This is a genomic window from Mycolicibacterium sp. P4_G11 (genome assembly GCF_056555145.1).
In genome coordinates this window covers 40445-60895 of sequence record NZ_JBFUJW010000003.1, presented here as the reverse complement: position 1 = coordinate 60895, position 20451 = coordinate 40445, and the positions used below count along the sequence as shown (strand labels likewise).

Genomic DNA, 20451 nt, shown 5'->3' with positions numbered 1-20451 from the left:
GGTTGTTGACATTACCTGTCGCGCCAGGTCAGTGACATACCGAGACTGGCTAGCCAATCACCCAGCTGGTAGTTGTGCCGGGCCAACCCGTCGATGGCGGCGGTCGCCGTGGTGATGGCGTGTTCACCGTCGTCGGTGCTCACCAGGTGGTGACGTACCGCGTCGAGTAGCTCGTCGACGTCCTCCAGTTCGACGCCCACCCCGGACCGCACCACCAGGTCCAGGTAGTGGTCCTCGGACGTCCAGACTCGTTCGCCGGCGGTGAACCGGCCGACGTCGAGGTAGAAGTCCTGGTCGCGCTCGTGTCCGGGATTGAAATGGAAGATGCTGGCACGCAGGCCGATCGAGGGCAGCAGCCACGACTCCAGGTAGTGGAACTGCGGCCGGCCGGGGGTGGGGCGCGCCATGTAGAGGCCCCACGGCTCGACTCGGTACACGTCGACAGCCCGCACGATGCCCTTGGGATCGGTATTCGTGCCGGCGGTCAGATTGAAGGTTTCATGCTTTGGCGGGTGGATAGCCTGAGTCTATGGTGCTGAGCGTCAAGGGGACGAGATACTCGGCGCCTGAGCGGGTGCCGGCCGCGTGGCACCGGGTGCGGTCGGGTTCGTGCGCCCGCAGACGGTGTTCTGGAACACCCCGTTGATGTACTCATCGCTGCAGTACTCGCCGCCGGAGAGGTAGTCGCAGGTCGATTTGCGATCGTTGCCGACCATCGTCGTTCCGTAGACGCCACCCAGATCAGGGTCCTGGCACTCGGATTTGATCCTTGCTTCGGATATTGGTTTCGGCGTCGGATTCTTCGGCGTGGCGACGGCGGGCACCGCGAGAGCAAAAGCCGCAATAAGGGCAGTTGCTGTCGCGATTGTGGTGCGCAGGGTGGTCTGCATGGCGATTCCTCATTCCTGAATGGCGGACAGCTGAGAGATCGCTGCGTGGTTACAGTGTGAACCTTGACCAGCGGCAATGCTATGGGCGGTTTCGTGGCGTGATCGTGTCAGCGAAACGCCACGGAGCACGATGTCGGTGCCCGCCTCTACCCTGGTACCCATGGCCTTCGCGACCGAATACCCAGTCCTCGCGCACTCGGAGCACCGGCCGGTCGACGCCATGGTGCGAGCCGGCAACAAGTTCGAAGTGGTCAGTCCGTACGACCCGGCGGGTGACCAGCCTGCGGCCATCGAGGATCTCGAACGGCGCATCAGGGCGGGGGAGCGTGACGTGGTGCTGCTCGGTGCCACCGGTACCGGTAAGTCGGCGACCACCGCCTGGTTGATCGAGCGGCTGCAGCGTCCCACGCTGGTGATGGCGCCCAACAAGACCCTGGCCGCACAGCTGGCCAACGAGTTGCGGGAGATGTTGCCGCACAACGCCGTTGAGTACTTCGTCTCGTACTACGACTACTACCAGCCCGAGGCGTACATCGCCCAGACGGACACCTACATCGAGAAGGACAGCTCGATCAACGACGATGTCGAGCGGCTGCGGCACTCGGCGACGTCCAGCCTGCTGTCACGCCGCGACGTCGTGGTGGTGGCGTCGGTGTCGTGCATCTATGGCCTCGGTACCCCGCAGTCGTACATGGACCGGTCCGTCGAACTGAAGGTCGGCGACGACGTGCCGCGTGACGGTCTGCTGCGCCTGCTCGTCGATATCCAATACAAGCGCAACGACGTGGCGTTCACCCGCGGCACGTTCCGGGTGCGCGGCGACACCCTCGAGATCATCCCGTCCTACGAGGAACTCGCGGTGCGCATCGAGTTCTTCGGCGACGAGGTCGAGGCGCTGTACTACCTGCACCCGCTGACCGGTGACGTGGTGCGCAAGGTCGATTCGCTGCGGATTTTCCCGGCCACCCACTATGTGGCCGGGCCCGAGCGGATGGCCATGGCGATCTCGACCATCGAGCAGGAGCTGGAAGAGCGGCTGGCGCAGCTGGAAGGCCAGGGCAAGCTGCTGGAGGCGCAGCGGCTGCGGATGCGCACCAACTACGACGTCGAGATGATGAAGCAGGTCGGGTTCTGCTCGGGCATCGAGAACTACTCGCGGCACATCGACGGTCGCGCCGCGGGCTCGGCGCCGGCGACGCTGCTGGACTACTTCCCGGACGACTTCCTGCTCGTCATCGACGAGTCGCACGTCACGGTGCCGCAGATCGGCGCCATGTACGAGGGCGACATGTCCCGCAAGCGCAACCTGGTCGACTTCGGCTTCCGGTTGCCGTCGGCAGTCGATAACCGGCCGCTGACCTGGGAGGAGTTCGCCGACCGCATCGGGCAGACGGTGTACCTGTCGGCGACGCCCGGCTCCTACGAGATGGCCCAGTCCGGCGGCGAGTTCGTCGAGCAGGTCATCCGGCCGACGGGCCTGGTCGACCCCGAGATCGTCGTCAAACCGACCAAGGGCCAGATCGACGACCTCATCGGCGAAATCCGCAAGCGCACCGAGCGCGACGAGCGCGTGCTGGTCACGACCCTGACCAAGAAGATGGCCGAGGACCTCACCGACTATCTGCTCGAGACGGGCATCCGGGTGCGGTACCTGCATTCCGAGGTGGACACCCTGCGCCGCGTGGAGCTGCTGCGTCAGCTGCGGCTGGGCGACTATGACGTCCTGGTCGGCATCAACCTGCTCCGCGAGGGCCTGGACCTGCCCGAGGTGTCGCTGGTCGCGATCCTCGACGCCGACAAGGAGGGCTTCCTGCGGTCGGCGCGAAGCCTCATCCAGACCATCGGTCGCGCGGCGCGCAACGTGTCCGGCGAGGTGCACATGTACGCCGACAAGATCACCGACTCCATGCAGGCGGCCATCGAGGAGACCGAACGTCGCCGCGCCAAGCAGGTCGCCTACAACGAGGAGAATGGCATCGACCCGCAGCCGCTGCGGAAGAAGATCGCCGACATCCTGGACCAGGTGTACCGCGAGGCGGAAGACACCGAAACCGTCGAAATCGGCGGTTCGGGTCGCAACGCCTCCCGCGGTCGCCGGGCCCAGGGTGAGCCGGGGCGGGCAGTCAGCGCCGGCATCGTCGAAGGACGCGACACCGCGAACATGCCACGCGCCGAGCTGGCGGACCTGATCAAGGACCTCACCGCGCAGATGATGAACGCGGCACGGGATCTGCAGTTCGAGCTGGCGGCCCGCATTCGTGACGAGGTGGCCGACCTGAAGAAGGAGCTGCGCGGGATGGATGCGGCCGGGCTGAAATGACCGCTCGTTGACCTCAACCGTGGTTGAGCCTCTAGCGTCGCCGACGTGACCGACACACACGCCGAAACCGCGACCACAGGCAGCTGGCGGGAGCTGCTCGGTCCCAAGTATCTGGGTGCGTCGACGGTACTGGCCGGTGGTGTTGCGCTGTACGCGACCAACGAGTTCCTGACCATCAGCCTGCTGCCCAGCGCGGTAACTGACATCGGCGGCGGACGGCTGTATGCCTGGGTCACCACGGTGTACCTGGTGGCGTCGGTGATGGCGGCGACGACGGTCAGCGCCATGGTGGCCCGCTTCGGTCCGCGGCAGGCATATGTGTTGGGGTTCAGTGTTTTTGCGCTCGGCAGCGTCGTGTGTGCCCTGGCGCCGACCATGGAGGTGATGCTGGCCGGGCGCGTCGTGCAGGGCGCTGCGGGCGGCACGCTGGCCGGACTGGGCTACGCGGTGATCAATACGGCTCTGCCGCAATCGCTTTGGCCGAAGGCGTCGGCGCTGGTGTCGGCGATGTGGGGTGTCGGGACACTGCTCGGCCCCTCGTCCGGGGGCTTGTTCGCGCAGTTGGGCGTGTGGCGCTGGGCGTTCGGCGCGCTCGCCATCCTGACCGTGGCGGTGATGGTCCTGGTCCCGTTGAGTCTGCCGGGCAGGTCTGCCGACCACGTGCGGGTGCCGCTGCGGATTCCGGTGTGGTCGTTGGTGATTCTCGGATCGGCGGCCATGGCGATCAGCGTCGCCGGCATCCAGCGCAGCGTGCCGCTCATGGTGGTGCTGCTGGCCGGCGGGGTCGCGCTGGTCGGAGTGTTCATCGTCGTGGACCGGCGGATGCCTGTGAGCGTGCTGCCGAAGACCGCCTACGGGCCGGGCCCGTTCAAGTGGATTTACGTGACCCTGGGCGTGCTGATGGCGGCCACCATGGCCGATATGTACGTGCCGCTGTACGGCCAGCGCCTGGCCGGCCTGGTGCCGTTGACGGCGGGCTTTCTCGCCGTGGCGCTGAGCGTGGGCTGGACGGTCAGCGAGATCGTCAGCGCCTCGGTCACCACACCCGCTCGGGTGGTGCGCATCGTGGCGGTGGCGCCGTTGGTGATGGGGATCGGACTCGGTGCTGCCGCGCTCAGCCAGGTCGATGGCGCCTCACCCGCAATCGTCGGCGTCTGGGCGCTCGCGCTTCTGGTCACCGGGATCGGTGTCGGCATGGCATGGCCCCACCTGTCGGTGTGGGCCATGGGCCGGGTCGACGATCCCGCGGAAGGGACGGTGGCCGCGGCAGCGATCAACACCGTTCAGCTGATCTGCGGAGCTTTCGGTGCCGGGCTGGCCGGCATCGTCGTCAACACGGTCGATCGGCCCGACGCCGTCGGGGCCAGTTGGTTGTTCGCCGTATTCGCCGGCTTGGCGGCGCTGGGGTGTGTGGCGTCGTATCGGGCCGGCCGGGGGAGCAGCTAGCCCACCACGGCGGAATCGCGCTGCTCGGCGCGAGAGGCTTCCCGTGCCAGCAGCCGGTCACGTTGCTCCTCGAACCTGCTGGCCTGCTTCGCCATCGTTTCGAGGTAGGCGGCCAGCTCTTCGCGGCGCTTCTCCCCGCGAGCGGTGAAATCGGTGCGATCGAAGATCTTCCACTGGCGCAGCGGCGGCAGGACGACTTCCTCCAGATGCTGGCGCAGATCGTAGATACCGTGCTTGGCCATCAGGACGCCGTAACGCCGGAAGTTCGGCATGCCGGTGCCGGGCATCCGGAACTTCTCGATCACCGAGGCGACCGAGTGCAGGGTCTGGTCCGGTGCCAGATCAAGTGCGGCCGCACTCATCTGGCGGTAGAAGATCATGTGCAGGTTCTCATCGGCCGCCACCCGTTGCAGCAGCCGGTCAGCCACCGGGTCGTTGCAGACCTTGCCCGTGTTGCGATGGCTGACTCGGGTGGCCAGTTCCTGGAACGTCGGATACACGATGGCCATCAGCACCCCGGCGCCGATGGCTTCTTCCTCTTCGGCGGTCGGCGCAAATCCGTTGGCTACGTGCTCCATCCGGGCTTGCTCCAGCGCCACCGGGTCAACCCCTCGGTTCACCACCAGATAGTCGCGGAGGGCGATGCCGTGCCGGTTCTCTTCGGCGGTCCAGCGGTTGACCCAGGTGCCCCACGCGCTATCCAGCGACAAATGGGTCATGGCTTCACGGTGGTAGGACGGCAGATTGTCTTCGGTGAGCAGGTTGGTGATCATGGCGGCTTTGGCCAGCTCACTCAGTTGTGACTGCTCGGGATCCCAGTCCTCGCCGCCCGCCGCTGCGAAGTTCTTCCCATTGGCCCACGGCACGTAATCATGCGGATACCAGTGCACCGACCTCGACAGATGCTGGTTGAGGGCGTCGGCGGCTACCGGCTCCAGCTCGGCCAAGTAGTCAGAATCAGTCAATTCGCGCGTCATACGTCCCGTCACCCCGTTAGTTCTGCGAAACGTACAGGAACATGGGGTGTCGGCGCGCCTCCGCGTGCGTCAGTCGGGATCTTCTGTGATCTGACGCACACCGATGACCCCATCGACCTGGGCCAGCACGGCGGCGGCCCCGATGACCCCGGAACCGGCCAGCGTCACCTGGACACCGACGTGGCCGGGTGGCGCCTCGAGGGGTTCGCCGGCGGGGTCGGTCTCCAGGTCGGTGACCTGCCAGTCACGCCGGCCGCACGCCTGCAACACGTCCCGTAGGACCCCGCGGTCGTCTGCATAGGTGATGTGGAGCCGGACGGTCGCGCCCAGGCGCGAGGCCAGCCGTCGGGCCAGCGGCATGAACCCCACGATGATCAGCAGGTGCATCCCGGTCATCACGCTGGCCAGCAGCAGCAAGCCGGCGCCGGCCGCCATGCCGATCGCCGCCGACTCCCACACCGAGGCCGCGGTGGTCAGCCCATGCACCGAGCCCCGGCGCACGATGATGATGCCGGCGCCGAGAAAGCCGATGCCCGAGACGATCTGGGCCGCGACGCGGGACGGGTCGACGACCACCAGCCCAGGGGTCAGCACGTCGCCGAAGCCGTACTTGCTCACCAGCATGATCAGCGCCGCTGCGGTGCCGACGATGGTCTGTGTGCGCAAACCAGCGCTCTTGCCCTGGATTTCGCGTTCCAGTCCGATGAGTGCGGTCAGGCCGAACGCGACCACGAGTTCGATGATCTGCCGCGAGCCCTGCCCGGGCCCGCCGAAAAAGGCGGGATCTGCCAGCCATTCCATGGGGGACAAACTAACGCGCTCCGATGACTTTTGGCGGGAGTCGAAGTCTGTCTTATAGAGCCGATATCTGACGAGGAGTGATGCCATGTCCGCACAACCAACCGCTTACCCCGATGTCGTCACCCGGGAGGAATGGATGGGGGCTCGCACGAAGCTCCTGGCCAGGGAACGGGAGGCGACGCACCTGCGCGACGCGGTCAACGCCGAACGCCGTCGGCTACCGATGGTGAAGATCGAGAAGAACTACGTGTTCGACGGACCCGACGGCACCGTCAGCTTGCTGGACATGTTCGAGGGTCGCAGCCAGCTCTACATCCACCACTTCATGTGGGTCGACGCGATCGATGCCGGCTGCCCGAGCTGCACCGCCGCGGCCGATCTGACGTTCACCGAAGACGATCGAAAGCTGTTGCACGGCAAGGGCGTCACCTTCGCGTGCGTCTCTCGGGCTCCGTACGACAGCATCGCCCGGTATCGCGACCAGCACGGCTGGACGTTTCCGTGGTACTCGTCGCGTGACGGCGACTTCACCTACGACTTCCACGTGACGCTCGACCCGGCGCGGGCGCCGATCGAGTACAACTACAAGTCGCTCGGTGAGCTGTACGCCGACGGCTGGACCGACGATGACCTGCGCGGAGACTGGCCCGGTGCGAGCGTTTTTCTGCGCCGCGGCGACGAGGTGTTCCATACCTATTCGGCGTACGCGCGCGGGCTCGATCATTCGGCAGTGGGCTATCCGTTCCTGGATATGACCCCGTACGGACGTCAGGAGCCGTGGGAGGACTCGCCGGCCGGCTGGCCGCAGGGCGGCCCGGTGGTGGGTCGGCCGGTGGGGGACTGCTGCGAGGGGTAGTAATCACCGCGATCCCAACCATGGGCACGCGCAGCCTCTGCTGGCACTCTGGTCATCAGTGCGGGTGTGGCTGAGTGGCTAGGCACCGGCCTGCAAAGCCGTTCACACGGGTTCGAATCCCGTCACTCGCTCCACTACTGGAGCTCGGGTAGCTGCCACCAGCTCCCGAGCTCCAGGTCGAATGCTGCCGTTTGGCCCGCAAGCCGAGTTGAACCCGCGCGAATACCCCTGAAAGTCGTGATTTTTCAGGGGCATTCCGTTTTGTTCAGTGCGGTGGTGGTTTGTCGTTTTCGCCGGCCTCGCGGGCTGCTTCGCGGGCGGCGTGTCGGCGGTCGGCGGCTTCTTGGCCGGCCGCTATCGCTTGGAGGTCGGCTTCGTTGAGGGCGCGTTCGTAGGCGATGCGCTGGGCTTGGTTGTGGGCGCGGGTGCGCCGCCGGATGGGCATCATGATGCCGCGGCCGGGTGCTGGTGAGGTGTCGAGATCGGTGGCACTCGATGGTGGTGGGTCGGGTAGTGGGGTGTCAACCTGCGTGTGGGGGAACAGGATTCGACTTTCGGGCACGCTGGTGTAGGTGTGGCCGGTGGGTGTGGTCCACACGATGGTGCCGTCGGGCTGTTGACGGTCCCGCCATCCGTCAGGCCCGCTGTAGAAGGTTTTGAGTAGGTGGTGTTTTCGGCATTTCGGGCTGAGGTTGCCCGGATGGGTGGGCCCGGCGGGCCAGGGAATCGTGTGGTCGACATCGCAGGCGGTCGCGGGCTGGTCGCAGCCGGGGAACATGCACGTCATGGCGCGCATCCGGACGAATTCATCCATGGCGGTCGATGGCCGGTACCGGGGCACCCCGGCCAGATCAGTACCCCTGGCGACGGTGCGGACTTTGGCGCCGCGGGCCACCAGATCGGCCAACTGCGCTGGAGGTATCACCGGGCCGCCGACCACATAGCCGACAGGGGTGCGCACCGGAGCCGGGGCTCGGACAGGTGCCGACACGGGGGCGGGAGCTGGCACGGGCGCGGCGTCAGGGGTGGTTTCATCCACCAACTCTGGCTCGCGAGCTGGGGTTTCGGCCGACGTAGCTGGATGCGGCGCAGGTGTGGGCCCGGGTTGCGGTGCGGGTTGGGTCAAGGGCGCGGCCGGGTCCCCGCTGAGCAGCGGATCCGCCACCGGCGCGGGTAGCGCGTCGGTGAGGACGTGGATCACCACTGCCGTGGCCCGGGCATCAGGTGCGGCGGCCGGGCAATCCGGCGCACCGCATTGGCAGGCCAGCCGGTCCCCGCGGGCCGCGAGCACACCCAACGCGTCAGCACGCCGTTGCCCGAAAGTCCGTGGATCGTTGTCGCACACCTGCCGGGCGAGTTCGGTCAGGACCCGATCCAGCAGTTCGGCATCAGTGGCCAGCAGGGCACCCCAGATGGAGGCCACCCCGGTGTCGTCGCCGGGTTTGCCGACCCCGACCCCACGGCACCGGGCCGCGGATCGCACTTTGAGGACCGCAGCCGGATCGAATTTCTGCACCCAGCCATCGATCTTCTTCTCGATCTTCTTGCGGGACAGGCCCGCCCACTCTGACAGCGCCCCGGCCAGCGCGGCATCGATCACCGCCATCAGGTTCGGGTCCTCAACCAGACGGGTGCGCCAACAGATCAGGCCCACCGTCCGCGCGGACACTCCACCGGCGGCGAACACCGCCGCCACTCGCGGTAGCCGGTACCGCAACGCGATCGCCACCGACAACTGCCCTGACGCTTCCTTCGGACCAATCCCCAGCGCGGCACCAACTTCCGCGCAGGCCGCGTCCCAGCCATCGCAGGCCCACCACTGCCGATCACCCTGATTGTCGACCCGCAGCTCCACCAGATCAGCGATCGCCACGAATTTCCCCGACTCGGCGATCGCCGAGACCCGCGCGAAGTGGACCATGGAGTCGACTGCGGAGACATCGTGCACGAGGACCCCCGTGCCACCGATACCGCAATGATCGAACATGTGTTCGAGTCTACCTGTTGATCGGACGTGCCGCAATGGAATTCACCGATCAGTGCTACCGCTCAATTGGGCGCGTGAACATGTCAGGCAAGATGCCTCAGGTGACGTACCGTTCGCCGACCTTGTCCGATCTCGTCAGCACGCTGCTGGTGGATCAGACCGATGACCACCACTTCGTGGCCACCCAACTCGACAACCCCGGCCACCACATCGCCGGCGGTCATCTCGCCGGTCAGGTGCTGGTGGCGGCGAGCCGGACCGCGCCGGGACGCAGCGCGCACAGCCTGCACGTCTACTACCTGCGTGCCGGTGACGCCCGGTATCCGGTCGAGGTCCAGGTCGACGCCGCGCGCGACGGCGGCACGCTCGCGACGCGCCGCATCACCGCCTGTCAGGATGGGGAGATTCTGCTGGAGGCGTTGGCGTCGTTCAGCGCCCCGGTTGACGCGCTCGACTATCAGGCGACCATTCCTGATGTGCCGGAACCGCTTTCGGTACCGACCATGGCCGAACAGCTCGCCGACTACGCCGACGAATCAGGTGGCTTCTGGGTCCGCGACCAACCGTTCGAGCTGCGGTACATCGATCCGCACCCGCGGTTGGCGAAGGACTCGTCGGACCCGGCGCCGCATCTGCGGATGTGGTGGCGCCCGACGGACACCATCCCCGATGACCCGGCGTTGCACGCCGGGCTGCTCGCGTACCTGACCGGTACCACCATGCTGGAGGCGGCGATGATCCCGCGTGGTGCGCTGCCGGCCCACACCTTCTCCGCGCTGATCGACCACGCGCTGTGGTTCCACCGGCCGGTGGATCTGAGCGACTGGGTGCTGTCCGACCAGACCTCGCCGAGTGGCATTGGCGGCCGCGGCCTGGCGAGCGGGACGATGTACAACCGTGCCGGGCAGTTGGTGTGCGTGGCCACGCAGGAGCTGTATTTCGGTCGTGGCTAACAATCTTGGGTCTGAAGCGATCCCGCTCACCGGGCGAAACACGCGGTTGTTTCGTCACCATTAGCAAGCCCGTTGCGGTGGCTGCCGCTAACATCGGTGCCGGTAAAGCACATTTTTCACGGTATCCCCGGCGAACTTGTGTGGTGAAACCGCACCATCGGCCGCGCTTCAGCGGCTACTGTCTGCGGTGACGCCGGACAGTACGCCGGATACTCAAACCTGCATAACGGGAGGCCATTGATGAGCGGCTACCAGACCGTGGTCGTCGGTACGGACGGATCGGATTCGTCATTGCGCGCTGTGGAGCGTGCCGCCCAGATCGCCGCGGGGGCCAATGCGAAGTTGGTCGTGGCAACCGCCTACTTCCCGCACGCCGATGATCAGCGTGCGGCCGACGTCCTCAAGGACGAGGGCTACAAGGTGCACGGCGACGCGCCGATCTACGCGATCCTGCGTGAGGCTCGTGACCGCGCCGAGGCAGCGGGTGCCACTCAGGTGGAGGAGAAGGCCATCGTCGGCGCTCCTGTCGATGCGCTGGTCGAGCTGGCTGAGGGTTCCAACGCCGACCTGCTGGTCGTCGGCAACGTCGGTCTGAGCACCATTGCCGGCCGTCTGCTGGGCTCGGTGCCGGCGAACGTCGCTCGTCGCGCCAAGGTCGACGTGCTGATCGTCCACACCTCGTAAGGTTCGGATTTCCCTGAGGCCCCCGGCGTACTGCCGGGGGCCTCAGGATTTTTCGTGCCCGTAAAGTTTCGAGCCATGGCCCGAAGAAGTCTCGTCCTTGCGTCGTGGGTGACGCTGTCAATGGCTGCGTCACTGGTCGCCAGCTGCGGTGCGAACGATCGGACCGCTGCACCCGCGACGACCTCCGGGCTCGCGTCCGAAACCGCATCGACGATCCCGGCCGTCGCTCCTCCCGACCCCAATGTGGCGACGCACCCCGCCGTGGCTGCGGCGCAGGGGAGTGTGGTGCGGGTCCACGGTATCGCCCATAGTTGCCGAAAGCGGTTGGAGGGCACCGGGTTTGTCGTGGCGCCCAAGCGGGTCATGTCCACAGCCCATGGTGTTGCCGGGACCGACGAGATCTCGGTCGAGGTCGGCGGCACCAAGTACGACGGTCACGTGGTTTCGTTCGACCCCAACATGGACATCTCGATCCTCGCCGTCCCGGACCTGCCGACGGCTCCGTTGATGTTCTCCGAGGCGCCCGCCGTCAGCGGTGCCGACGCGGCAGCCCTGGGGTTTCCGCACGGGGGTGCCTACGAGGCCAAGCCTGTCCGGGTCCGTGAGGTCATCAAGCTGCAGGGGCCTGACATCTTTCGCACCGGCACGGTGACGCGCGAGGTGTATGCCATCAGAGGTGCTGTGCAGCAAGGAAATTCAGGTGGCCCGCTGGTCGACCTGGATGGTCGCGTGCGTGGTGTGGTCTTCGGCGCAGCGCAGGACGACCCCGACACGAGTTTCGCGTTGACTGCGAAGGAAGTTGCCCCCCAGCTGGCGCTGGTGGGTAACACCGAACCCGTCCCGACGGGTCAGTGCGTGGGCTGATGTAGCCCTTACCAGCCGCGCGTCCGCCATTCTTCGAGGTGCGGCCGCTCGGCGCCGAGCGTGGTGTCGTCGCCGTGGCCGGGGTAGATGACCGTCGAGTCGGGGTAGACGTCGAAGACCTTGCGGGTGACGTCGCCGAGCAGTCGCTCGAAGTCGCCTTCCTGCCAGGTCTTGCCGACGCCGCCCGGAAACAGGCAGTCTCCGGTGAAGAGGTGTGTGACGTCACCGTCGGCCCCGCGGAGCGCCAGCGCGACCGAACCTTCGGTGTGACCCTGCAGGTGGATGACGTCGAGGGTCAGGTCGCCGATCGTGATGGTGTCGCCGTCGGCCAGAATCCGGTCGGGCTTGACGGGCAGTGGCTCGGCGTCCAGGGCATGCGCGGCGGTGGGTGCGCCTGTGGCTTCCGCCACTTCGGCCAGCGCCTGCCAGTGGTCGAAGTGCTGGTGGCTGGTGACGATGAGCTCGACGTCCGGGGTTTGCGACCTGATCAGCTCGACGAGCGCGGCGCCGTCGTTCGCGGCGTCGATGAGCAGCGTCTTTCCGGTCGCGGAACAAGTGATGAGGTACGCGTTGTTGTCCATCGGTCCGACCGATGCCTTGACGATCGTCGCGGCGGGCAGCGTGCGACGTGCCGCGGTGCCCGCATCGACGTGGCCGGTGTAGGTGTCATTGACGACTGTCATGACGCCACCGTATCGGGCTTGTCGGTGGGGGCACATAGCATGGCGCTGTGGTGTCTGGACTGCCCAGACATTCAGGTGAAGGGATACGTGTGTCGGACCGTCTGATCGTCAAAGGTGCGCGCGAGCACAACCTGCGGGGAATCGACCTTGACCTGCCAAGAGACTCGCTGATCGTGTTCACGGGCCTGTCCGGATCGGGCAAGAGCTCGCTGGCGTTCGACACCATCTTCGCCGAGGGGCAGCGCCGCTACGTCGAGTCGCTGTCGGCCTACGCCCGGCAGTTCCTGGGCCAGATGGACAAGCCCGACGTGGACTTCATCGAAGGCCTCTCGCCCGCGGTGTCCATCGACCAGAAGTCGACCAACCGCAACCCGCGCTCGACCGTCGGCACCATCACCGAGGTCTACGACTACCTGCGTCTGCTCTATGCGCGCGCCGGCACTCCGCATTGCCCGGTGTGTGGTGAGCGCATCGCTCGGCAGACGCCGCAGCAGATCGTCGACCAGGTGCTCGCCATGGACGAGGGCATCCGGTTCCAGGTGCTCGCGCCCGTGGTCCGGACCCGCAAGGGTGAGTTCGTCGACCTCTTCGACAAGCTCAACGGCCAGGGTTACAGCCGCGTGCGGGTCGACGGCGTCGTGCACTCGCTGACCGATCCGCCGAAGCTCAAGAAGCAGGAGAAGCACGACATCGAGGTGGTCGTCGACCGCCTCACGGTCAAGGCCAGCTCCAAGCAGCGGCTCACCGATTCGGTGGAAACCGCGCTGGGCCTCGCCGACGGCATCGTCGTGCTGGAGTTCGTCGACCGCGACGACAATCATCCGCAGCGCGAGCAGCGTTTCTCGGAGAAGCTGGCCTGCCCCAATGCGCACCCGCTGGCCGTCGATGACCTTGAGCCGCGGTCGTTCTCGTTCAACTCCCCGTACGGTGCCTGCCCTGAGTGCACCGGCTTGGGCATCAAGAAGGAAGTCGACCCCGAGCTCGTCGTGCCGGACCCGGAGCTGACGCTCGCCGAGGGTGCGGTGGCGCCGTGGTCCATGGGCCACAACGCCGATTACTTCACCCGCATGATGGCGGGGCTCGGCGAAGAGCTGGGCTTCGACATCGACACCCCGTGGAAGAAGCTTCCGGCCAAGGCGCGCAAGGCGATTCTGGAAGGCTCCGACCACCAGGTGCACGTCCGGTACAAGAACCGGTACGGCCGCACCCGCTCGTACTACGCCGATTTCGAGGGTGTATTGGCGTTCCTGCAGCGCCGCATGGAGCAGACCGAATCCGAGCAGATGAAGGAACGCTACGAGGGCTTCATGCGGGACATCCCGTGCCCCGAGTGCGCCGGCACCCGCCTCAAGCCGGAGATCCTGGCCGTCACCCTGTCCGCGGATGACGACGCGAAATCCATTGCGCAGGTGTGTGATCTGTCCATCTCGGACTGCTCGACGTTCCTCAACGCGCTGACTCTCGGCTCGCGCGAGCAAGCCATCGCCGGCCAGGTACTCAAAGAGGTGCAGTCGCGGCTTGGATTCCTGCTCGACGTCGGTCTCGACTACCTGACCCTGTCGCGGGCCGCAGGCACACTGTCCGGCGGTGAGGCACAACGTATCCGGCTCGCGACCCAGATCGGTTCGGGTCTGGTCGGCGTGCTCTACGTACTCGACGAGCCGTCCATCGGGTTGCACCAGCGGGACAACCGCAGGCTCATCGACACCCTGGTCCGGCTGCGCGACCTCGGCAACACGCTGATCGTCGTCGAGCACGACCTCGACACCATCGCGCACGCCGACTGGGTCGTCGACATCGGTCCCGCTGCCGGTGAGCACGGCGGCCAGATCGTGCACAGCGGCACCTACAAGGAACTGCTGAAGAACACCAATTCGATTACCGGTGCCTATCTTTCGGGCCGGGAGCAGATCGAGGTTCCGGCCATTCGGCGGCCCGTCGACCGCAAGCGGCAGGTCACCGTGGTCGGCGCCCGGGAACACAACCTCAAAGAGGTCGACGTGGCGTTCCCGCTCGGGGTGCTGACGTCGGTCACCGGAGTCTCGGGTTCAGGCAAGTCGACTTTGGTCAACGACATCCTGGCGACCGTCATGGCCAACAAGCTCAACGGCGCCCGTCAGGTGCCGGGCCGGCACACCCGGATCAACGGGCTCGACCAACTGGACAAGCTGGTGCGGGTCGACCAGTCACCGATCGGCCGCACCCCGCGGTCCAACCCCGCCACCTACACCGGCGTGTTCGACAAGATCCGCACCCTGTTCGCGGCGACGACCGAGGCCAAGGTCCGCGGCTACCAGCCGGGCCGGTTCTCGTTCAATGTGAAAGGTGGCCGCTGCGAAGCCTGTTCAGGTGACGGCACCATCAAGATCGAGATGAACTTCCTGCCGGACGTGTACGTGCCGTGCGAGGTGTGCCAGGGCGCCCGGTACAACCGGGAGACCCTGGAGGTGCACTACAAGGGCAAGACCATCTCCGAAGTCCTCGACATGCCGATCGAGGAGGCCACCGAGTTCTTCGAGCCCATCAGCTCGATCCACCGGTACCTCAAGACACTCGTCGATGTCGGCCTGGGCTACGTTCGGCTGGGCCAGCCCGCGCCGACGCTCTCCGGTGGTGAGGCCCAGCGCGTGAAGTTGGCCGCCGAACTGCAGAAGCGGTCCACCGGCCGCACCGTCTACATCCTCGACGAGCCGACCACCGGCCTGCACTTCGAGGACATCCGCAAGCTGCTCAAGGTGATCAACGGTCTGGTCGACAAGGGCAACACGGTCATCGTCATCGAGCACAACCTCGACGTCATCAAGACGTCGGACTGGATCGTCGACATGGGCCCCAACGGCGGAGCGGGCGGCGGCACGGTGGTGGTGTCCGGCACGCCGGAGGACGTCGCGGCGAGCCCCGACAGCTATACCGGGCAGTTCCTGGCGGAGCTGTTACCGACCGTCGTGCCGGATCCGCCGAAGACGAGGCGGCGCAAGGTGAGTGTCTAGGTTCAGCGAGACAGGGCCTGGCTCAGTGGCGACGGGAACCGCGGCTTGACCCGCACCCCGTCGATCCAGTCCGTCAGCTCGGAAGCCTTGCGCTGCAGCACCTTCCGCGCTGACGCCCCGACGTCTTCGACGAACTCCAGCTGTACCCGGCCGTCCGCGTCCTGACCCCAGGCGCCGACGACGCGGCCGTCCCACCACACTGTGGGGCCGGCATTGCCGGAGCGGTCGAACAGCTGCCCGGCGTGCGGACCCAGATACCACGACCGGGCCTGCCAGCCCATGACGGTCGGGTCCAACCCGGGCAGTAGCGCGCCCCAGGGTGGGACCGGGGGAGCGGCGTCGAGATCGTCGGGCAGGACGAACCCAGCGTCAGCGCAGTCTTCCAACCCGACTTCGACGGCCTCGACCGACCGCAGCCCCTCACGCGCCCACGTCAGGGTCTGCCCGAACCACCACTTCACATCGGTGGCGGTGGCCGGGCCGAAAGTCCGCAGCCAGGCGCGCAGCAGCGCTGCCCGGGCGTCGTCGGCGGGCAAGGCGGCGGCAGGTTCGGGCAGCCAGTGTGCCGCCGCCGCCCACCGTGGCCGCGACGTCGTCCAGGTGCCGTCGTTGGGTCCGCGCAGCAGATGTCCCTGCGCGGACAACACAGTCAGTACCCGCGGGGCGACGGGAGTGCTTCCGCCCCAGGTCTTTCCGGGCGCGGGGTCCCAGTCGCCGGCCAACTCCGGCAGCGTGGTCCGGAGCGTGGCTGTATTGGCGAAATCGCCCGAGGACAGGTGGCCGCGGACGGCGGCCGACGCAAGCTCCAGCCAGGCCTCGCCGTCGGCCGCGATGCCGGATTTCTCGACGTCGCCGATCAGCCGTTTGCGCTCGGTCGCGGCCACGCGATCGCTGGCCGCGGCCTGGACCGCGGGCAGGTCGTCGGTGTGCACCACCCACAGCGTCCGGCGCATGGCCATGTGCTTGACCAGCTGCCGGTCCCGATACAGCGCACTGTCGAGATCGGTGACGGTGAAACCGGGCAGCCGCGCCCACAGCGACAGGTACGGCGTGGCGGGGTCGGTGCCGTGCAGGCCCACCAGCGACCGGGTCACCTCGTTGTGACTCGATGCCGCACCGCTCAGGAAATGACGTTGCGCCAAGCGATTGCGGCGCTCGGCGACGGTGAAGGTACGCAAGTCAGCTGTCGTGCATCGAGCGACGGATCTCCTCGACCCGTTCCGCGGCCGCCTTCTGCCGGGCTTCGTACTGTTCCTCGACCGACCGGCCTTCCGGGGTGTCCGCAGCCAGCTCGGCCGAGCCGATCGCGGTGCCGTACCGGGTCTCGATCTTCTCCCGCACCGACTCGAAAGTCGGGACACCACCGGGGGTGTAGCCGGTATCGGGCGCTGGCGCGGGTGCCGGCGAGGGGTCCGGATCCAGTGGCACGACCTCGGCGTCGATCGGCTCATTCGGATCCGTCGATGGCTGCTCGGCGGCGGTTTCGTCGGCCATGACTTCACCGTACCGCGCGGGAAAGTTGGGATCGGTAGCCGCGACGTCCGCGTGTACTTACGGCACGACGACGCCACTGGGGCGGCGTACAAGGAAGGGAAACCCTCTGCCATGAACATCAATCGCACTCTGGCCGCTGGTATCGGCATGCTGGCCGTGGGCGCCACCCTGATCGGCTGCTCCACTGACAAGTCGGACGGCCCGAAGGCGTCCGGCCCGGGTTCGGTGACGGGCGGCGGCAACACCGTCGTCAAGGTCGAGGGCCAGGACCTGGCCGGCCTGGACCTGAAGTCGGTGACCTGCGTGAAGCAGGGCGGCACCATCAACATCGCCAGCGCACCCATCGGCGGTGGCGCGCAGGGCCTCGGCGTCGTGCTGACCGATGCGGCGCCGCCGAAGGTGCAGTCCCTGGGCATGGTGGTCGACGGCAACGCGCTCGCGGTGTCGGAGATGGGCGGCATGAAGACCGGCTCGGCTGACGTCAAGGTCGACGGCAGCACGTACACCATCACCGGGCAGGCGGCGGGCGCTGACCTGAAGAACCCGATGGCCGGAATGATCTCGAAGAACTTCGAGATCAAGGTGACCTGCGGCTGACATGCCTGCCAGGGCTGCCCGAGCGGCGGGTGCATCTGATGCACCCGCCGTTCGACTTATGATGCGGCCGTGTCGACTACCGGTGAACTCGCTCGCGCCCGCGCGCTGATGTTCGCCGCCGACGAGGCGACAGCCAAGGAACTGCTGCTGTCGCTGATGCCCGCCATCGAAGCGGCCGACCGGGACGACCAGATGCTCGAGGTCTTCGCCCAGCTCGGCGAGATCTATCTGATCCGTAGCGCCCTGGACGGGGTGCGCGAATGTATCCGGCGGATCGACGATTGCCTCGACATCTACGCAGCGATCTTGGCCGGCACTGCGCCCGCCGCAATCGCCGCGCAGATGACCATGACCCCGGAGGACGCGGACCACATGCTCAGCCGCTACCGCCGCCGGGCCACATTTCTGCGGACCGGCCTGTCCGCCGCCATCGGTGACCACGACGGCGCAGCGCAGTCCTTGGCTGCGCTGGACGACGAAGACGTCTATCTGATGACCCACGCCCGCATCCTCTGCGCGCTCGCGCTGTGCGACGACGATCTGCACGTCCGTTCGGTGCCGTTGTGGGACCAGGTACTGGCCGCGATCGCTTCGCCGGCCGACGACCCCGAGCGCGAATATCTTTGGCTCACCGGCGCGCTCGGCTATGCGCGGTTCTGCATCGAAACCGGCAGGATGGACGAGGCGTTGCCGTGGCTGCGCCGGGCCGAGGCGCGGGCTCAGGCTCGTGGCTGGGAATTGGCCACCGCCAGAGTGCAATTGGAACGGGCGGCGGTGCGTTGGTCGACGGGCGACCTGGAGGGCACCGAAGCGCTGGTCACCGCCGCGTATCCGGAGATCGCCCGGCAGGCGCGAGCCCACGAGGTATCGCGCTGCTGGCTGTACTTCGGGCTGACCCGGCTGGCCGCCGGCGCATTGCAGGCCGCCGACGAATGCTGGGGGCACGCCGAACGGCACTGGCGTGAACTGGGCAAGCCGCTGCACGTGCACCGCATCCTGTTGCAGCGCAGCTGGATCGCCATCTTCCGGGGCGGCTACGACGAGGCCCGTGGGCTGATCGGTCAAGCCCGGGCGTGCCTGGATTCGTCGCCGCGGAGCAGTTGGTTGCAGTACGCGCGACTCGACGACCAACTCGGCTCCGTGTGGCGCGCCGAGGGACTGGCGGACCTCGGCTTCGATGCCGCGGGAAATCTGGGGACGTGGTCCGCCGAACCCGGCACCGATCAATACCGTTCCGGCATGGACAAATTGGCCACCGCCGCGGACTTGAAGTTGCCAGCGGCCCTGGCCGTCGACTCGGTGCGATACTCGATCACCGACGCCGACGCGCGAGCCCGCTGGGCCACCGGGGTGTCGGCACCCCTGCTGGCCGGGGCGTTCGCGGTGGCGTGGGAATCGCAGGATCCTGCCCTGGTCGGCGAACTGATCGAATATCACAGCGCCCGAGGTGCATTCAGTGTCGACGCCGCGAACGACCGGACGATGGAATGGGCCCGGGCCGCCACGACGGCAGCACCGGTCCTCGATGTCGAGCAACTCGCCTCGGTGGCATCCGGGCCGGTCGCTGTCGGCGCCGCCGGCCTCATCCGGCTCGGGCCCTTGCCACCGCTGCAGATGGAGCCGGACGGTGAGCCGGTGCTGGCACGCTACCGCGAGCTGGCTCAGACCCGCTACGGCCGCGCCGTCACCGCCGAGCAGGACGCGTGGTCGACATGCCCGTAACTGATATCACCACAACCACATTGGTGCTCCGCTTCGCCGACATCGGGATCGCGACATACGTCAGCCTGCGGGTGGTCGGCGCACCGGACCGGCTGGTCACCTGGATGGTGGCCGAGGACGTCCTACTCGCGGTGACGGCCGCACTGGCCGAGGTGCTGCCGGATCCGCTTGACGGTGAACACATTTCCGATGCCTTGACCCGGTCATTGGCCACCGGTCCCTTCGCCGCCGTGGAGCGGGAGTGCGAACTCGCCCGGCTCCTGGGGGCGCTGCTGCCCGATGAGGCCTGGGACCTGGTGCGGCAGCACGCGGGCGGGCCGGAACTGCCGGTGCTCTTCGTGTCTCCGAGTGCCCGGTTGAGTCGGGTGCCGTGGGGCCTGCTCGCGCAGCCCACCGGCACCGACGACCAGCGCCTGATCGAGCTGGCCGACCTCATCCTGGCCGTGCCGCCGAACATTGCGAATGCGCCGCGCCGGCAGGCGAATTCGGCCGACGGACCGCCGCTTCTGCTGCTGGACCCGAAAGTGCCGGGCCAACGGCCGGACTCTGCGCTGGGCTCGGTGCTCGGGCGACCCTCGCCGGATACCGTGCTGACCCGGCACTTCGCCGCGCGTCCCGCACTGCCGACGGTCACCGCGCCGGTGGAGCTCTTCCGCCGCGCCGACGCCGACCGGCACTGGCTGGCGACTCAGTTGGCACAGCAGCCGTCGCGGCTGGTGTACGTCGGGCATGCCAGCGCGGCCCCCGACCGTGACGGATCCGCTGAGCAGGCCGCCCTGCATCTGGCCGAGCCCGAGCCGCTGACCGCCGCCGGCATCATAGTGATGGAGCTGCCGATCCCACCCCGAGTCGCGCTGTTGGCCTGCGCATCCGGCGCCGACTACCGGTTCGACGAGGCCACCGGCCTGGTTGCGGCGATGATTCTCGGTGGCGCACAGGTGGTTACCGCGACCCTCTGGTCGCTGCCGACGACAGCCGGATACCGGACGGCCACAGCCGGCGACGCCGATCCGATGTCGGAGGTGATCATTGCCGTCGACACCGCACATGAGGCGACGACGCCGGCCCGTGCCGTGAACCAATGGCAGCGACACTGCCTGCGCCGCTGGCGAACCGGAGACGCGGCGCTGAGTCCGGTGTACTGGGCGGCCCTGATGACGTTCACCGTGGACGGCGCGCGGTGATGA

At 67.3% G+C, this 20451-nt stretch carries 18 protein-coding genes and 1 tRNA gene; 11 read left to right on the top strand and 8 right to left on the bottom strand.

The annotated features are described in order from the left end of the window. Positions 1-11: 11 nt before the first annotated feature. Positions 12-518, bottom strand: coding sequence for a ribonuclease FAU-1 family protein (locus AC1U2B_RS06285; protein ID WP_480216584.1), 507 nt, complete (start codon positions 516-518; stop codon positions 12-14). 24 nt (positions 519-542) lie between these two features. Further along, entirely contained in the window at positions 543-890 is a 348-nt protein-coding gene (locus AC1U2B_RS06280) for a hypothetical protein (protein WP_131630739.1), read from the bottom strand. Between the two features lie 160 nt (positions 891-1050). Between AC1U2B_RS06280 and uvrB the strand changes: the two genes are divergently transcribed. Together uvrB and AC1U2B_RS06270 are read left to right on the top strand one after the other, a co-directional pair. After that, on the top strand, positions 1051-3210 hold the full coding sequence (gene uvrB, locus AC1U2B_RS06275) for an excinuclease ABC subunit UvrB (protein WP_260942135.1): 2160 nt from the start codon (positions 1051-1053) through the stop codon (positions 3208-3210). 45 nt (positions 3211-3255) lie between these two features. Continuing rightward, positions 3256-4656 carry an MFS transporter gene (locus AC1U2B_RS06270; protein WP_480216110.1) on the top strand — a complete coding sequence of 467 codons (1401 nt, stop codon included), beginning with the start codon at positions 3256-3258 and terminating at the stop codon, positions 4654-4656. Here AC1U2B_RS06270 and AC1U2B_RS06265 read toward each other — a convergent pair. Beyond that, positions 4653-5633 (bottom strand): acyl-ACP desaturase, encoded by a 981-nt coding sequence (locus AC1U2B_RS06265; protein WP_260942138.1) that lies wholly within the window; start codon positions 5631-5633, stop codon positions 4653-4655. The genes AC1U2B_RS06270 and AC1U2B_RS06265 overlap by 4 nt on opposite strands. A gap of 69 nt (positions 5634-5702) precedes the next feature. Continuing rightward, the gene (locus tag AC1U2B_RS06260) at positions 5703-6434 is read right to left on the bottom strand and encodes an MgtC/SapB family protein (RefSeq protein WP_071286233.1); all 732 of its coding nucleotides are present in this window, start codon (positions 6432-6434) and stop codon (positions 5703-5705) included. Positions 6435-6519: 85 nt separating this feature from the next. Here AC1U2B_RS06260 and AC1U2B_RS06255 point away from each other — a divergent pair, with 85 nt between their 5' ends. Together AC1U2B_RS06255 and AC1U2B_RS06250 are read left to right on the top strand one after the other, a co-directional pair. Next, positions 6520-7290: a DUF899 domain-containing protein gene (locus tag AC1U2B_RS06255; RefSeq protein WP_480216109.1), complete on the top strand. Its 771-nt coding sequence runs from the start codon at positions 6520-6522 to the stop codon at positions 7288-7290. Positions 7291-7350: 60 nt separating this feature from the next. Then, positions 7351-7424: transfer RNA gene (locus AC1U2B_RS06250), tRNA-Cys, on the top strand. Between the two features lie 131 nt (positions 7425-7555). On the opposite strand, the gene AC1U2B_RS06245 is transcribed toward AC1U2B_RS06250, so the two are convergent. Next, positions 7556-9277 carry an HNH endonuclease signature motif containing protein gene (locus tag AC1U2B_RS06245; RefSeq protein ID WP_480216108.1) on the bottom strand — a complete coding sequence of 574 codons (1722 nt, stop codon included), beginning with the start codon at positions 9275-9277 and terminating at the stop codon, positions 7556-7558. Between the two features lie 92 nt (positions 9278-9369). Here AC1U2B_RS06245 and AC1U2B_RS06240 point away from each other — a divergent pair, with 92 nt between their 5' ends. The 3 genes from AC1U2B_RS06240 (at position 9370) to AC1U2B_RS06230 (ending at position 11778) form a co-directional block, all read left to right on the top strand. Further along, positions 9370-10230: an acyl-CoA thioesterase gene (locus tag AC1U2B_RS06240; protein WP_480216583.1), complete on the top strand. Its 861-nt coding sequence runs from the start codon at positions 9370-9372 to the stop codon at positions 10228-10230. 240 nt (positions 10231-10470) lie between these two features. Beyond that, complete coding sequence (locus AC1U2B_RS06235) at positions 10471-10914, top strand: universal stress protein (RefSeq protein WP_043399432.1); 444 nt, start codon at positions 10471-10473, stop codon at positions 10912-10914. 120 nt (positions 10915-11034) lie between these two features. Continuing rightward, the gene (locus AC1U2B_RS06230; RefSeq protein WP_480216107.1) at positions 11035-11778 is read left to right on the top strand and encodes a MarP family serine protease; all 744 of its coding nucleotides are present in this window, start codon (positions 11035-11037) and stop codon (positions 11776-11778) included. A gap of 8 nt (positions 11779-11786) precedes the next feature. Here the strand turns inward: AC1U2B_RS06230 and AC1U2B_RS06225 are convergent, their stop codons facing one another. Further along, positions 11787-12461, bottom strand: a complete 675-nt coding sequence (locus AC1U2B_RS06225; protein WP_480216106.1) for an MBL fold metallo-hydrolase — start codon at positions 12459-12461, stop codon at positions 11787-11789. 89 nt (positions 12462-12550) lie between these two features. On the opposite strand from AC1U2B_RS06225, the gene uvrA reads away from it, so the two are divergent. Continuing rightward, the gene (gene uvrA / locus AC1U2B_RS06220; RefSeq protein WP_480216105.1) at positions 12551-15451 is read left to right on the top strand and encodes an excinuclease ABC subunit UvrA; all 2901 of its coding nucleotides are present in this window, start codon (positions 12551-12553) and stop codon (positions 15449-15451) included. A 2-nt stretch (positions 15452-15453) separates the two neighbouring features. Here uvrA and AC1U2B_RS06215 read toward each other — a convergent pair whose 3' ends face one another. Both AC1U2B_RS06215 and AC1U2B_RS06210 read right to left on the bottom strand, forming a co-directional pair. Beyond that, a complete protein-coding gene (locus AC1U2B_RS06215) occupies positions 15454-16629 on the bottom strand; it encodes a winged helix DNA-binding domain-containing protein (RefSeq protein WP_480216104.1) in 1176 nt (391 codons plus the stop codon). A 1-nt stretch (position 16630) separates the two neighbouring features. Next, on the bottom strand, positions 16631-16945 hold the full coding sequence (locus AC1U2B_RS06210) for a hypothetical protein (RefSeq protein ID WP_480216103.1): 315 nt from the start codon (positions 16943-16945) through the stop codon (positions 16631-16633). 117 nt (positions 16946-17062) lie between these two features. Here AC1U2B_RS06210 and AC1U2B_RS06205 point away from each other — a divergent pair, with 117 nt between their 5' ends. The 3 genes from AC1U2B_RS06205 to AC1U2B_RS06195 all read left to right on the top strand — a co-directional run bounded on the left by AC1U2B_RS06205 (position 17063) and on the right by AC1U2B_RS06195 (position 20448). After that, positions 17063-17542 carry a lipoprotein LpqH gene (locus tag AC1U2B_RS06205; protein WP_043399495.1) on the top strand — a complete coding sequence of 160 codons (480 nt, stop codon included), beginning with the start codon at positions 17063-17065 and terminating at the stop codon, positions 17540-17542. A gap of 69 nt (positions 17543-17611) precedes the next feature. Continuing rightward, complete coding sequence (locus AC1U2B_RS06200; RefSeq protein ID WP_480216102.1) at positions 17612-19264, top strand: hypothetical protein; 1653 nt, start codon at positions 17612-17614, stop codon at positions 19262-19264. Further along, positions 19255-20448 carry a CHAT domain-containing protein gene (locus tag AC1U2B_RS06195; protein WP_480216101.1) on the top strand — a complete coding sequence of 398 codons (1194 nt, stop codon included), beginning with the start codon at positions 19255-19257 and terminating at the stop codon, positions 20446-20448. Before AC1U2B_RS06200 ends, AC1U2B_RS06195 begins: the two co-directional genes overlap by 10 nt. Positions 20449-20451 lie beyond the last annotated feature (3 nt).